The 14,207-nt window shown below is 74.4% G+C and carries 9 protein-coding genes; 8 read left to right on the top strand and 1 reads right to left on the bottom strand.

All coding sequences use genetic code 11. The annotated features are described in order from the left end of the window. The 8 genes from KBX06_RS24740 to KBX06_RS24705 all read left to right on the top strand — a co-directional run bounded on the left by KBX06_RS24740 (window position 1) and on the right by KBX06_RS24705 (window position 10,089). Window positions 1-1,149: a phage tail protein gene (locus KBX06_RS24740; protein WP_210839168.1), complete on the top strand. Its 1,149-nt coding sequence runs from the start codon at window positions 1-3 to the stop codon at window positions 1,147-1,149. Then, a complete protein-coding gene (locus tag KBX06_RS24735) occupies window positions 1,146-3,074 on the top strand; it encodes a phage baseplate assembly protein V (protein WP_210839166.1) in 1,929 nt (642 codons plus the stop codon). Before KBX06_RS24740 ends, KBX06_RS24735 begins: the two co-directional genes overlap by 4 nt. Before the next feature lie 8 nt (window positions 3,075-3,082). Then, window positions 3,083-3,511: a GPW/gp25 family protein gene (locus KBX06_RS24730; protein ID WP_210839164.1), complete on the top strand. Its 429-nt coding sequence runs from the start codon at window positions 3,083-3,085 to the stop codon at window positions 3,509-3,511. Further along, window positions 3,511-5,451 carry a putative baseplate assembly protein gene (locus tag KBX06_RS24725; protein ID WP_210839162.1) on the top strand — a complete coding sequence of 647 codons (1,941 nt, stop codon included), beginning with the start codon at window positions 3,511-3,513 and terminating at the stop codon, window positions 5,449-5,451. The genes KBX06_RS24730 and KBX06_RS24725 overlap by 1 nt, the downstream gene beginning before the upstream one ends. After that, a complete protein-coding gene (locus KBX06_RS24720; RefSeq protein WP_210839160.1) occupies window positions 5,451-5,999 on the top strand; it encodes a phage tail protein in 549 nt (182 codons plus the stop codon). Before KBX06_RS24725 ends, KBX06_RS24720 begins: the two co-directional genes overlap by 1 nt. A gap of 769 nt (window positions 6,000-6,768) precedes the next feature. Further along, the gene (locus tag KBX06_RS24715) at window positions 6,769-7,839 is read left to right on the top strand and encodes a zinc ribbon domain-containing protein (protein WP_210839158.1); all 1,071 of its coding nucleotides are present in this window, start codon (window positions 6,769-6,771) and stop codon (window positions 7,837-7,839) included. A 92-nt stretch (window positions 7,840-7,931) separates the two neighbouring features. Further along, window positions 7,932-9,344 (top strand): hypothetical protein, encoded by a 1,413-nt coding sequence (locus KBX06_RS24710; protein ID WP_210839157.1) that lies wholly within the window; start codon window positions 7,932-7,934, stop codon window positions 9,342-9,344. Window positions 9,345-9,357: 13 nt separating this feature from the next. After that, window positions 9,358-10,089 carry a hypothetical protein gene (locus tag KBX06_RS24705; protein ID WP_210839155.1) on the top strand — a complete coding sequence of 244 codons (732 nt, stop codon included), beginning with the start codon at window positions 9,358-9,360 and terminating at the stop codon, window positions 10,087-10,089. 144 nt (window positions 10,090-10,233) lie between these two features. Here KBX06_RS24705 and KBX06_RS24700 read toward each other — a convergent pair whose 3' ends face one another. After that, complete coding sequence (locus tag KBX06_RS24700; RefSeq protein ID WP_210839153.1) at window positions 10,234-13,809, bottom strand: BTAD domain-containing putative transcriptional regulator; 3,576 nt, start codon at window positions 13,807-13,809, stop codon at window positions 10,234-10,236. Between the last annotated feature and the right edge of the window lie 398 nt (window positions 13,810-14,207).

Below are 14,207 nucleotides of genomic sequence, written 5' to 3'. Positions count from 1 at the left end.
ATGGCGACGATCTCCGCGGGACAGCTCGGCGGCATGCTGGGCGACCCGAACCAGACCGCGCAGGGGCTGGCCTCCGGTGGCCTGGCGCAGTTGTTCCGCAGCGGACCCGGGGTCCGGCGGACCGACAAGCTCGGCCTCGCCATGCGGTTCCAGGTGACCATCGGCGGCGTCCAACTCGGCCTCTGGCGCTCCTGCCGGGGCCTGCGGGCCGACTTCAGGCCGGAGGTGGTCCGGGTGAGCGGGGACTACGTCGGCCAGTACCACCTGCCGGGCGAGGTCAGCTACCCGCCGCTCGTGCTGGAACGGGCCGTCCACCGGGAGCACTCCGCGCGGTTGCAGCGCTGGCTGGTCGACGTCCTGGGCTCCTGGCGGGACGGCACCGGCGACGACACCCGGACCACCGCCCGGATCACCCTGCTCGACGCCGACGGCGAACCGGTCGACAGTTGGCTGCTCTACGGCGTACGCCCGTCGTCGTGGTCCGGACCGGACCTCTCCGCCGACACCAACCAGGTGGCGGTGGAGCGCCTGGAACTGGTGCACGAGGGCTTCTTCCCCGACCTCCAGGTTCGGGCGGCGACGGCCTCGCTGTCGTCGCCGACGATCGGCACGGTCACCTTCGCCTACAACCCGACCAGGATGAACATCACCCGATCCTCCCGGGCCAGCCAGCTCGTCGGGCAGGGCAAGGGCCTGGTGATCGCCTCGGACACCGCGCTGCGGGTGTCGGCGGGGGAGGTGCTCCTGGTCGGGCCCGGCGTGGCGCAGGACGTGCAGAAGCTGATCGCCTTCTCCGGGACGCCCACCCCCGAAGACCAGAACCGCGCCACCAGCGAGGCCGCACTGCCCGATCTCACCTTCACCTGGGGCAAGCTCTCCATGACGGTCAAGCTGAGCACGCTGAATGTCAACCTCACCCGGTTCGACGGGGAGGGGCAGCCGATCCGGGCCCAGGCCACCCTGGACCTGGTCGTGTTCAAGGGGGAGATCTTCCCCAGGCAGTCCGGTGCCACGCCACCGCCCCGCTCGGTGTGGACCGACCCGGCGCAGTGGCGGCAACGGGCCTCGGCGAGCGGCATCGACGACCCGATTCGGGCCCAGACCCGTGGCGGTGCCGGGGGAAGGCCGACGCCGGGGGCGCGGCGATGAGCGGTGTCGACCGGCACCACCTGCTCTGGGGTACGACCGCCCTGCGCCCCCGGGTCACCACCGGCGCGGCCGGTCGGGACCTGCCGGCACCGGTCGCCGCCGGTCTCGTCCGGGTGGTGGTGGACACCCAGCTGTGGTTGCCGGACATGTTCGAGTTGACCTTCGCCGACCTGGACGGTGACGTGCTCACCCGGGCCGGTCTCCAGCTCGGCACGGCGGTGCAGGTCTTCGGTCCCAGCCAGGACGGCTCGGTCGAGCACCGGCTGATCAGCGGCGAGGTGACCGCACTGGAAGGCCGCTTCGTCGACCTCACCGCCTACGTGGTGGTGCGCGGCTACACCCACGACCACCGGTTGCACCGGGTCCGCCGGACCCGTACCTTCCTCAACCAGTCCGACTCCGACATCGCCCGCCAGGTCGCCACCGCCGCCAAGCTCACCCTCGGCACCATCGACTCCACCGGCGGCACGCTGGCCCATCTCGCCCAGGTCGACCAGACCGACTGGGAGTTCCTCACCGGCCGGGCCCGGGAACTCGGCTACGAGGTCGGCGCCGACGGCGACCGGTTCCGCTTCCGGCGGGCGACCACCGCCAGCCGGGCCGGCACCCCGCTGCCACTGACCTTCCGGGGCAACCTGCGCCGCTTCCTGCCCCGCGTCACCGCCGGCAACCTCGCCCCCGAGGTCGAGGTGCGGGCCTGGGACCCGGTCGCGGCGACGGTGGTCGCCAGCCGTACCGCGACCACCGCCGACGGGGTGAACCTGGGCGCGGGCCGGACCCCGGCCGGTGCCGCCGACACCTTCGTGCCCCGCGCCGCCCCGGCCCCGCGTGCCGGCAACAGCGCCATCGGTGACGTGGGGCCGGCCCCGGGCCCCCGGGCGCACGTCCTGGTCGGCCGGGGCCTGCCTGTCCCGGACCGGGCCGACGGCGCGGTCCGGGAGTTGGCGGCCAGCCTGGCGGCCGGCCTCGGTGGCTCGTTCGCCGAGGCCGAGGGGGAGGCGCTCGGCGACGCCCGGCTGGTCGCCGGCCGGGCGATCCGGGTGGACGGAGTACCGGCGCCGTTCGCCGGCACCTGGACGCTCAGCGCCGCCCGGCACGTCTTCGACGAGACCGCCGACGGGTACCGGACCGAGTTCACCGTCGGCGGCACCCAGGACCGGTCGCTGCTCGGCCTCACCGGCACCGACGACACCCGCGGCGGATCCGGGTCAGGTCGGATCGACGGGGTGGTCTGCGGGGTGGTCAGCAACGTCCGGGACCCGCGGAACCTGGGCCGGGTGAAGCTCGCCCTGCCCTGGCTGTCGCCGGACCACGAGACCGACTGGGCGCCGGTCGGGCAGCTCTTCGCCGGTCCGGTCGCCGGGGCGTTCTTCGTTCCCGAGCCGGGTGACCAGGTGCTGGTGGCCTTCGAGTTCGGCGACGTACGCCGCCCGTACGTGCTGGGCAGCCTGCCCAGCCGGCACACCGGGTATGGCCTGGACGGCGCACAGACCTCGTCGACGAAACCGGGTGCCAGCGGCGTCAAGTCGGTCGGCCAGACCGGCTCGGTGATCCGGCGCGGACTGCTCTCGCCGTCCGGCAACCGACTGGTCTTCCACGACGAGGTACCCCCTGGCGGCAAGGGCCGACCCACCGCCGCGAACGTGGTCCTCGGCACCAAGGGCGACAAGCTCGCCCTCGCCATGGACCAGGTGAGTGGGGAGGTGACCCTGCGCTGCGCCCCCGACCGGCCCGGGAAGCTGGTCATCGAGTGCACCGGGCAGACCGCCGTGGAGATCAAGGCCGGACCCGGCGGCAGCATGACCCTCGACGGCGGCACCAGCCTGAAGCTCAAGGCCAAGACGGTCGACATCGACGGTACGCAGGTCAACATCAGCGGCACCGCGGCGACCGCCATCAAGGGCAAACCCATCCAGCTCAACTGAGGAGTGCCATGCAGGCCGACGTCATCGGCACCGGGTGTGCCTTTCCCCTGCGCGTCCAGCCCCACGGCGGGCTCGCCACGGTCAGCGGGACCGCCCTGATCGAGCAGGCGATGCAGGTGATCCTGGCGACCTACCCGGGTGAACGCCCGATGCGGCCGGAGTTCGGCTCCCGGCTGCGCGACTTCGTCTTCGAGCCGGCCACCGCCGCGACCCGCCGCGCGGTCGCGGTGGAGATCCGTACCGCGCTGGCCCGTTGGGAACCCCGGGCCGAGATCGACGAGGTCGCCGTCACCGACGACCCGGCCGGCGGCGACGGGCTGCTGCACATCGACATCCGCTACCGGGTCCGCGGCACCGAGGACCCGCACAGCCTCCAGCTCGACCTGCGAACGTTGCCCGGTGGCGAGGCCCCGGCCGGGGCGGAGGTGACCAACTGATGGCGCTGCCCGCCCCCACCCTCGACGACCGTACCTACGACGACCTGGTCGCCGACGCGCGCCGGCTGATCGCCGACCGCTGCCCGGAGTGGACCGACCTGCACCCGGCCGACCCCGGCGTGACCCTGATCGAGACCTTCGCGTCCCTGAGCGACCAGCTCATCTACCGGCTCAACCGGGTGCCCGACCGGCTGTACGTGAAGTTCCTGGAGCTGATCGGCGTGCGCCTGGTGCCGCCCACCGCAGCCCGGACCTCGTTGACGTTCTGGCTCTCCACGCCGGCCCGAGCCACCCAGGTCGTCCCGGCGGGCACCCGGGCGGTCACCGTCGCCGACGGCGACGACCCGCTGGTCTTCACCACCCTGACCGACCTCACCGTGCCGCCCTGCGCCCTGACCCAGTTACGCGTCCGCACCGCCGACGGGACCGCCGACCAGACCGCCGCCCTGGAACTCGGCGGCCCGGTGGCCGCGTTCTCCGCCGTACCGCGGCCGGGCGACGAACTGCTGGTCGGCCTGGACCGGCCGGTCGGTGGCTGCGCGGTGCGGCTGGAGTTCGAGGGCCGGGTGGACGGCGTCGGGGTCAACCCGCAGCACCCGCCGCTGCGCTGGGAGGCGCGGGTCGCCGACGGCTGGCGGGAGTGCGAGGTCAGCCTGGACGAGACCGGCGCGCTCAACCGGCCCGGGCCGCTCCTGCTGCACGTACCCGAGGGACACCAGGCCACCCTGGTCGACGGCGTCCTCGCCGGCTGGCTGCGGGCCCGGGTGGTGGAGCCCGAGGAGGGCCAGCCGGCCTACCGCGCCACCCCGGTGATCCTCGGCCTGGCCGCCAACACCGTGGGCGGCACCACCGAGGCGGTGCACGCCGACCTGGTCGACGACGAGGAACTCGGCGACTCGGAGGGGGTGCCCGGCCAGCGTTTCCCGCTGTCCCGTCGACCGGTGCTGACCAACCTCGGCGACCCGGTGCTTGAGGTCAGCTCCGACGACGGCTGGCAGCCGTGGACCCCGGTCCGCCACTTCGCCGCCAGCGGACCGGACGACCGGCACTTCCTGCTCGACGGGGTGGCCGGGGAGGTCGTGCTCGGCCCGGCGGTCCGCCAGCCCGACGGCACGCTGCGCCGCCACGGTGCCGTGCCGCCCCGGGGCAGTCGGCTGCGGCTGCGCCGCTACGCGGTCGGCGGTGGCAGCCGGGGCAACGTCGCCGCCAGCGCGGTCCGCGCGCTACGCACCAGCGTCCCGTACGTCGCCGGAGTGGAGAACCGCCACCCGGCCAGCGGCGGCGTGGACGGCGAAACCCTGGACGAGGCCCGCCGCCGGGGCCCGCTGACGCTGCGCAGCCGGGACCGCGCGGTCACCGTCGAGGACCACGAGGTGCTCGCCCGCGAGGCGGCCCCCGAGCTGGCCCGGGTGCGCTGCGTGCCGGGCGACGGCGCCGGCCCGCCGGTGGCCCGGATCCTGGTGGTGCCGGCGGCCCCGACCGACCGGGGCCGGCTGCGGCTGGAGGACCTGATCCCGGCCGAGGCGAGTCTGACCCGGGTGGCCGAGCGGCTGGACGCCACCCGGCTGATCGGTACCCGGGTGGTCGTCGAGCCGCCCCGCTACCGGGGGGTGACCGTGGTGGCCCGGGTGGTCGCCCGGCCCCGGGTCCGCGTCGACCGGGTCCGTGAGGACGGCCTGGCCGCCCTGTACGGCTTCCTCAGCCCGCTGGCCGGCGGTGGCCCGGACGGGCTGGGCTGGCCCTTCGGTCGTCCGGTGCAGGCCGGGGAACTCTTCGCCGTGCTGCAACGGGTCCGGGGCGTGGAACTGGTGGAGGACCTGAGGCTGTTCACCGCCAACCCGGTGACCGGGGAACGGGGCGCCGAGGCGGGCCGGATCGACCTGGAGCCGGACAGCCTCGTCTTCTCCTTCGACCATCAGCTCCGGGTGGAGGAGCACTGATGCGTGGCCTGGTCGACGTGCGGATGCCGTACCCGGTCGCCGGGTTCCTACCCGCCCTGTTGCAGGAGGACGACCTGCTGGTCCGCTGGACCGAGGCCCTGGACCAGGTGCTCGCCCCGGTGGTCTCCACCCTGGACTGCCTCGACGCGTACCTCGATCCGTGGCTGACGCCGCCGGACTTCCTGCTCTGGCTCGGCGAGTGGGTCGGAGCGCACCTGGACGAGAACTGGCCGGTCGAGCGGCAGCGCGCGATGGTCGCCGCCGCGGCCGCGGCGCACCGGCTACGGGGCACCGCGCGCGGGCTCCGGATGCTGTTGGAGTTGGCGACCGACGGCGAGGTGGAGGTCGTGGACTCGGCCGAGGTCTCCTGGTCGGCCCACCCGCGATCGCACACCAGGCCGGTCCCGCCGGCCCGGCTGCACGTCCGCGTCCGGACGGCCGAACCCGACCGGGTCGCCCGGTACGCCCTGGAGGAGCTGATCCGCGCGGCCGTGCCGGCCCACGTCGCGACGACCCTGGAGGTACTCGGCCATGATCGTCTGTCGTGAGTGCGGCAACCACAACGGTGACGCGGACACCTTCTGCGGTTCCTGCGGGAGCTTCCTCGAGTGGACCGGCGAGAAGACCACGCCGAAGGTCACCGTGGCGCCCGATCCCGAGCCGGAGCCGGAGCAGCGCCTGCGTCCGACCCTGCTGCAACGCATCGCCGGCGTGATCGCGCCGGCCCCGGGCGGTTCCCCGGTCGACCAGAGCGTGGTCCGGGTCTCGGACGGCTCCGCCCGGGGACCGGGGGCCCGTCCCGGGCTGGGCGGTCCCCCGGGGTTGCCCGGCGGGGCCCGACCGGGCCCACCCGGCACCGGCCGCCCGGGTGCGCCGCCCGGTCCCCGTCCCGGCCCGCCCGGGATGTCCCGTCCCGGTAGGCCGGGAGGGGGCGGCCCCGCAACGCCCCCGGGCGTACGTCCCGGCCCGCCCGGCACCGGTGGTGGTGCGGTTCCGGGGCTTCGGTCCGCACTGGCTGGCCCGCCGGGCGTGGGCGCGCGGCCGCCGGGTACGGGTGGGCCGCCGCGCCAGCTGCCCCCGCCACCACCGGGGGTGGCCAACGCACGGTTGCCCCGACCGGTGGAGCGCCCCGCCGGCACCCGGCCCGGCGTGCCCGACGGACCACCGCCCGGCCCGGCACGGCCTGCCTCCGGCGAACCCGCGAGCGCTGACGAGTCCGGGACTGATGCCGGGCTTGCCGGGCTGTCCCGGCCGGCCGGAGCGGATCCGGAGCACGAACCGGTCGACGCGGTCGAGGTGACCGCCGTCGGGTCGGCCGTGCCGGAACCGACTGACGGGGCGGGCCGGGCCGACGATCCGGACGAGGAGCAGGTCCCGGCGCCGCGTCCCCGGCGCGCGCTCGCCGCGCCACACACCAGCGCACTGGTGGCGACCGTGGAGGACCCGGCCAGCCAGGCCGGGCGGACGACCACCGGCCGGACGTCCGGGCGGGCCCGTGCCGGTGTCCGGGTGGGCGTTGAACCGGAGGAGGTGACGCCCCAGCCGGCCCGGTCCCGGACGGCCACGACCGGCCGACGCGCCTCCACCCGCCGGCTGGAACCGGGTGACCTGGTCTGCGGCGAGTGCGGCGAGGGCAACCCGCCGACCCGCCGGTTCTGCAGCCGCTGCGGCGACTCGCTGCGCACCGCCGAGGTGGTCCGCCGCCGGTGGTGGCAACGGCTGCTGCCCCGGCGTGGCCCGAAGGTCGCAGCGGCGGGCACCCGTCCCGGCGCCCCGGGCGGCGGGACGGGCGGCGGCGGCGTCGGCGTGCTCCATCGCGTCTACCAGCGGGCGAACGCGGTCGCCGCGGTGCTGCTCTTCGCGCTCGGTGTCGCGTACCTGATCTATCCGCCGCTGCGGGAACGGGTGAACGCGGTCGTGCTGCCGCCGGTGCGCGACGCCCGCGCCTGGGTCGACCGGAAGCTCAACCCCCGGTTCGTGGCGGCCCGGCCGGTGGAGGTGACCGGCAGCGCGTCGGTCGCCGGGCACGGCCCGGACCTGACCGTCGACCAGTACCGCAACACGCACTGGCAGGTCCGTTGGAACGCCGATCGGCCGCCCACGGTGACCCTGCGCTTCGGCGCCGAGGTCGACCTGGAACGGCTCATCGTCATCGCCGGCACGGCGGAGGACTACACCGCCTCGCACCGGCCGGCGAAGCTGCACCTGGTCTGGTCCACCAACCGTTCGGACACGCTGACCGTCCAGGACACCGGCGAGCCGCAGACCCTCACGCTGACCGCCGCCAAGGGGGTCACCAGCGTGCAGATCCAGGTCACCGACGTGTACCGGGCGGAGAAGGGCACCGACGTGGCCGTCAGCGAACTCGAGTTCTTCGCCCGGGAGTGACGCTCCGCCGGCGGCGCGGTCCACCGCGCCGCCACCCCGACCACCACCGCCGGTCACCCGTCCGGCGGTCCAGCTGAGACGGAGGTACGTCCGTGGCAGAAGCAGCCATCGTACTGAACACCACCGCCGGCCTGACCGGGTTCGTCACCGGCCAGGCACGGGGACTGACCGAAGGCCTGTTCCAGGTCACCGCCTTCAACGACGCCCGCTTCGAGAAGGAGATGCCGCTGGACATGCTGGCGTCGCCGAACCCACTCGGGGACAGGCAGATCGTCATGGTGCGGGGCAGCCAGTCCGTGGACCACGTGTACTGGCTGCGCTACCTGCGCCGGGGCAAGGTCGGCGTGACCGACCGGAAACGGGTCTGCGTGGAACTGCTGGTGCGGTTCACCACCTTCGACTACGTGCCGAAGGCCGGCCAGGGCCTGCAGCCCAGCGACCTGAACGCGCTTGCCGACTATCCGATGTGGGGCATCTCGGGACTGAGCATCTCGCTGATGGCCACCGGTCGGGGCCGGAACCCGTTCAACAAGTTCAACGAGGTGGGCAGCCTGGTCTTCGACACCACGCCGGTGACCAGCGGGCTGCCGCACTTTCGGATCAACTACCGGGTCCAGCACCAGGCCAAGACCGTCATGGGGGCCACGCTCGCGCTGAACCACAACGACACCGGCGCGTTCCTGGTGCACAGCAACGGCCTGCTGGAGATCGCCCCCGGTGAGGGGCGGACCGAGAAGCACTTCCGCATCACGCCGCTCAGCGGACGGGTGCACAACCGGCCGAGCCTGATCGGCGCGGCCAACGCCCCGGCCGGCCAGGTGTCCCTGCTCGCCGCCACCCGGATCACCCGGAGCCCCTGGCAGGCCGCGCACGCGCTCGCCGCGTACGAGCACGACAGCCTGCGGGTGATCGGATTCGACCAGCTCAGCGGCCCGGACACGCTCACCGTCGACAGCGCCGCCGCCAACGGGGTGGTGGCCCGGGCGGGCCAGAACGGCCGCCAGGGGGCGATGCGGCTGGAGTACATCCGCAACGGTGCCGTGCTGGGCAGCCAGGTCCGCACCAAGATCAGGGTGCTGCTGCTGCTCCGCTACACCCTGGTCCACTACTTCACCGATCCGGACCAGGCCGGCAAACGCCAGGTCGTCCAGCAGAACGGGGTCCGGTATGCCAGCTTCCAGGACGTGTCGCTCACCGTGCTGGACACCGTGGCGGGTGATCCACTCGTGGTCGGCGAGGACGGGACCAAGTACGACATCAAGGCGATCAAGAACCGCTTCCACGAGACGTCGACCCTGCGGTTCGGCGCACGGGTCGAGGAGGTCAACGGCCAGGTCGGGGCCCAGGTGAAGATCGCCTGGCGGGCCCAGCACGCGGGTGCGCTGGGCAAGTCGCAGTCCCACGACGACACCGGCGACTTCCGGCTCGGCGTCGACCAGTCCGGAAATCCGGTGCTGCGCCTGCTCGACGAGGACAGCAACAAGTACTTCACCGTGACGGCCTGACAGGGGAGTCGAGATGAGTAACTACCCGGAGACCTTCGACCCCACCGGGCCGGCGAGCCTGGAGGAGGCGTACTCCTACCTGAACTGGACGGCGGTCAGCGTCGGCCGGATCCTCGCCGGTCAGCCGGAGACGAGCTGGGAGCTGCTGCCCGGCCTGCTCGGCGAGAACTGGGGCGACCCGGACTGGTACCAGCACAACGAGTGGCTGGCCGACTTCTACAACGCCGTCTACCAGTACGCCAGCTCGGTGCCCCCGGTCGAGATCTTCGCCGTGGACGAGATGGGCGAACCGGCGGCGGACGTGGCGCGCGTGATCGACAGGGTGGTGCAGACCTGGACCCTCGCCGCCTACCAGGACCTGGAGACCGACGAACAGTCCTACGACGAACAGGACCAGTGGTCGGAGCAGGACCAGTGGGCCGAGCAGGACCAGTGGACCACCGGGCAGGACCAGTGGACCCACCAGGACCACGGCACCGGGCTCGACCCGTCCGTCGGCCACCACCCGGAGGCGGAGTACGACCCGACCGCCGTGCTCGACCCGGAGACCGCAACCGCCGACGAGGCGGACCTCGCGCGGCAGGAGCCGCTGACCCACCTCGACCCGGACGCCGCCCGGCAGGTCCTCGCCAAGGTGCTCGACGACGAGGTGGACGACCTCTCGGCCGAGGACGAACAGATCCTGGCCACCGTGCTCACCGCCGAGAGGTTCCAGTACCTGGCCCGCGAGTTCGACCTGGTCTGAGGCAACGTTCCGGGACGCCCGGGTGGACCCCCGGCCGGCCCCACCGGCCCCGCGTCGGCTGATCCCACCGGCCGGCACCGACCGGTTCCACCGATTCCGCGCCGGCCGGCCCCACCGGCTCGACACCGCGCCGGCCGTCCCGCGTCACCCGACGCCGGGCGGCCGGCCGGCGGGGCGCCACCGGCCGAGGCCGTCGAGCCGGTCGGCCTCCCGCCGGTACGCCGTCTGCTCGGCGGCGGTGAGGCCGGCGACCGGGCCGATCCCGGCGAGCAGCCGCAGGCTGCGCAACCGGCCGAGGAAATGGCCGGTCTCCCGGTGCGTCGCCAGCGCGTCGCGGGCCGTCCGTACCGCCGCCACCGGATCCCGGGCGCTCAGCGCCTCGGCCCTGGTGACCAGGGCGTGGCCCACCCAGATCCGGTACCCGGCGGCTTGGGCCACCTCCCACGCCTGCCCCGCCACAGCGAGCGCCTCGGTCGGATCGGTCCGCCGGTGCACCTCGGCCAGTCCGATCAGCGATTCCGCCTGTTCACCGTGGGCGCCGCTGGCCCGGGCCAGCGCCAGCGCCCGTCGGTGCTCCGCCACCGCGGCGTCGCCGTCCCCCCGCCGCAGGTGCACCATGCCCAGCACGTTACGGGTGGCGGCCTGCTGGGACGGGTCGCCGACCAACTCGGCCAGGGCCAGAGCGGCCTCGGCCAGTTCGGTCGCCCGGGCCAGGTCGTCCGCGTTCACGTGCAGCGCGGCCAGTCCGCGCAGGCTCTCCACCTCCGTCGGCCGGTAACCGGTCTCCCGGCTCACCTCCAGGGCCTCGCCGAGGTGGGCCAGGGCGTCGTCGTACCGGCCGAGAGCGTGCTCGACGTCGCCGAGGTTGCTCAGGCTGATCCCCGTGTTCATCCGCATGCCGGTACGCCGGGTCAGCGCCAGCCCCTGTCGGAAGACCTCCTCGGCCTCGCGTAGCCGGCCCATGTCGCGGTAGATGACCCCGAGGTTGCCGAGACTGGTGCTCAACCGCTCGGCTCCGCCGAGCCGTTCGTGGATCTCCACCGCCCGCCGGGTCAGCTCCGCCGCGTCGGCCAGTCGCCCGGCCCGCAGGTGCACCAACCCGCAGGTGCCGTACGCCGCCGCCAGCCCTTCGGGCCAGTCCGCCCGGGTGGCCGCGTCGATCATCGCCGTCGCGTGTTCCAGGCCCACCCGGAACTCGCTGCGGCGTAGGTGCAGGCTGGCCAGTCCCAGCCGGCTCGCGGCCTCGCCCGCCTCGTCGCCGGCGGTCTGGGCGGCGCGCAGCGCGTGGGTCGCCGCCAGGAAGCCGTCGCTGTGCGGGCGGAACTGGTAGTACCCGCGCAACGCGTCGGGGATCCGCCAGGCGGCTGGGTCCGCGTGCTCGGCGGCGTGCGCGACGACCCGGACCAGGTTGGTGCGTTCCGCCTCCAGCCAGGCCATCGCCTCGCCGGTCGAGGCGAACCCCGCCGCGTCGGCGGTGCCGACGTCCCTGCTCGACGGCAGGCGCACCATCTGCGGATAGATCGCTGCTGCGGCGGCGTCGGCGCGTCGTTGGCACCAGGCGTAGAGCCGCCGGGTGGCCGCGCGCAGCTCCGGTGCCGGGTCCTCGGCGGTGGCCCGCTCCACCGCGTAGATCCGCAGCAGGTCGTGGAAGGTGTACCGGCCGGTGCGGGGCTGCTGCACCAGGTGCGCGGCGGCGAGCCGGTCCAGCTCCCGGGCGGCCGAGGCCTCGTCGACCGCGGCGACGGCGGCGGCCGCCGGTACGGTCACGTCCGCCCCGGGAGCCGGCCCGAGCAGCCGGAAGAGCCGGCGGGTCGAGGGGGGCAGCGCCGCGTACGACAGGTCGAAGGCCGCCCGGACGGCGGCCTGGTCGTCCCCCTCGACCCGCAGCCCGGCGAGCTGGTTGCCGGCGCTGAGCCGGGCGGTGTGCGCGCTGATCGGCCGCCCCGGATGGTCGATGAGGTCGGCGGCGGCGATCCGCAGTGCCAGCGGCAACCGGGCGCACACCTCCGCCAGTTCGGCGATCTCGGCCGGGGCGGCGGCCACCTGGTCGGCAGGGATGATCCGGGTCAGCAGGGCGCTGGCCTCGGCCCCGGTGAGCACGTCGAGGGCGATGCGGCGCGCGCCGTCGATCGCGACCAGCCCACTGAGCCGGTCCCGGCTGGTGACCAGTGCCAGGCAGCCGGGGGTGCCGGGCAGCAGCGGTCGGACCTGGTCGGCGCTCGCCGCGTTGTCGAGCACCAGCAGCATCCGGCGACCGTCGAGCAGGGTACGCAGCAGCGCGGCGGCCTGGCTCGGGTCGACCGGGATCTGCTCGGCCGGCACGCCCAGCGCGTGCAGGAATCCGGCGAGCGCCTCGCCCTCGCGGACCGGGTTGGCCGTCGAGTAGCCCCGCAGGTTGACGTAGAGCTGCCCGTCCGGGAAGTGCTGCCGCACCCGGTGGGCCCAGTGCACCGCCAGAGCGGTCTTGCCCACCCCGGCCATACCCGTGATCGTGGCGACGACGACCGGCCCGCTGGCGCCCGCCGACGCGGCCAGCAGGGTGTCGAGGGCGGCAATCTGGCTGCTCCGGCCGGTGAAGTGCGCGACGTCGGCCGGCAGTTGGGCCGGCGGCCGGTGGTCGGGCATCCGGGGCGGTGCCGGCTCGACCGGCCGGGGCGGCGGCGAGGCGGCGGTCGCGACCCGAGGCACGATCACCGGCAGGTCCTGCCGGAGGATGCGCAGCTGCGCCTCGCGCAGCTCCGGGCCGGGCTCAACCCCGAGCTGGTCGGCGAGGCGGTCCCGTAGTTTCCGGTGCAGGGCCAGCGCCCGGGCCTGCTGGCCGCAGGCGGCGAGGGCGAGCATCAGCCGGGCGTGCACCTGTTCGTGCAGCGGCTCGTGGCTGGCCACCGCGCTGAGTTCGCGGACCGCCCGGTCCGGCAGGCCCAGCTCCAAGGCGAGCGTGGCGTAGGTGACGGCGGTGGCGATCCGGCGGCGGTTCAGGGCGGCGGCGGTCGGATGCTGGGCCAGGCCCGGCCCGAGGTCGGTCAGGACCGGTCCCCGCCACAGGGCCAGCGCCTCGGCCAGGCGGTCCAGGCTCGCTAGGTCACCGGCCACACTGCCCTCGGCCCGACCGATCAGGGCGGTGAACCGGGTCAGGTCGAGCTGCCTGGGGCCGACGCGCAGCTGGTAGCCGCCGGCGGCGTGCACGATCGTTGTGCCGCCGTCACTGGTCGCCCCACCGCTCCCGCCCGCCCCGGCAATGCCGTTCGCCCTGCCGCTCGTCCCGCCGCCGGGATGGACGAGCGTCCGGCGGAGCCGGGCGACGTAGGTGTGCACCAGGTTCAGGCAGCTGTCCGGCGGATCGTGGCCCCAGAGGACGTCGACGATCTCCTGCCGGGAGATGGTCGTCTCCGGATGCAGGGCGAGCAGACCGAGTAGCATCCGCTGCCGTCCCGAGCCCAGCGCGACCGGCTCCGCGCCCACCCGCAGGGTCAACGGACCGAGCACCCCGATGCGCAGCGACCCCGTCCCGCCGGGCGGCTCCGAGCCGGGTGGCTCCGGAGCGGGCGGGCCGACGGCCTCGGCGATACGGCGCAGTGACTCCGGGCGGGGAGTGCGTACCCGACCCTGTTCGATGTCCCGTACCGCCCGGACGCTGATCCCCGCCCGATGGGCCAACCCTTCCTGGGTCAGCCCGGCGCGCAACCGCCGGAGCCTCAGCTCAGCGCCGTCTTCCGCCATCTCCGGTTCCCCTGTTCGCCCGCGCGGCTCGGTCGGCCACCACCAACGAGTGATTCTGCCGGTTCGGGGTCAGGCGACCATGATCCACCAGTTCGGCCCGTAGCGACAGTCGAGAGTAGACGCACCGGGCAGCGCCCGCCCGGGTAGTCGTTCTGCCGGTTCCTGCCGGTGCCCGTCATACCCGTCGTTGCCCGGACGGGCAACTCCGCAGCTCGATGACAGGGGAGGTGACGGACAGTTCCCCGTCCGGTCGCGTCCAGTCCGCCGCCAGTCCCCGGGCCGCCGGGTTCTCTACCGTTCGAGGGCGGGTAGGACCACCACCGCCTGCTGGTCCCGCCCGTCACGCGAGACACCACCACTCCACGGCCCGACCGCCGGTTCGCAACCCGGCGACCGTG

The sequence above is a fragment of the Micromonospora sp. C31 genome (assembly GCF_018070575.1).
GTDB lineage: Bacteria > Actinomycetota > Actinomycetes > Mycobacteriales > Micromonosporaceae > Micromonospora.
The sequence above is the reverse complement of the archived record's forward strand: the minus strand, read 5'-3'. Positions and strand labels throughout refer to the sequence as shown.

Coding starts and splice junctions, on each gene's coding strand:
- KBX06_RS24705 (WP_210839155.1), top strand. CDS start 9,358: ATGAGTAACTACCCGGAGACCTTCGACCCCACCGGGCCGGCGAGCCTG.
- KBX06_RS24740 (WP_210839168.1), top strand. CDS start 1: ATGGCGACGATCTCCGCGGGACAGCTCGGCGGCATGCTGGGCGACCCG.
- KBX06_RS24735 (WP_210839166.1), top strand. CDS start 1,146: ATGAGCGGTGTCGACCGGCACCACCTGCTCTGGGGTACGACCGCCCTG.
- KBX06_RS24720 (WP_210839160.1), top strand. CDS start 5,451: ATGCGTGGCCTGGTCGACGTGCGGATGCCGTACCCGGTCGCCGGGTTC.
- KBX06_RS24730 (WP_210839164.1), top strand. CDS start 3,083: ATGCAGGCCGACGTCATCGGCACCGGGTGTGCCTTTCCCCTGCGCGTC.
- KBX06_RS24725 (WP_210839162.1), top strand. CDS start 3,511: ATGGCGCTGCCCGCCCCCACCCTCGACGACCGTACCTACGACGACCTG.
- KBX06_RS24700 (WP_210839153.1), bottom strand. CDS start 13,809: ATGGCGGAAGACGGCGCTGAGCTGAGGCTCCGGCGGTTGCGCGCCGGG.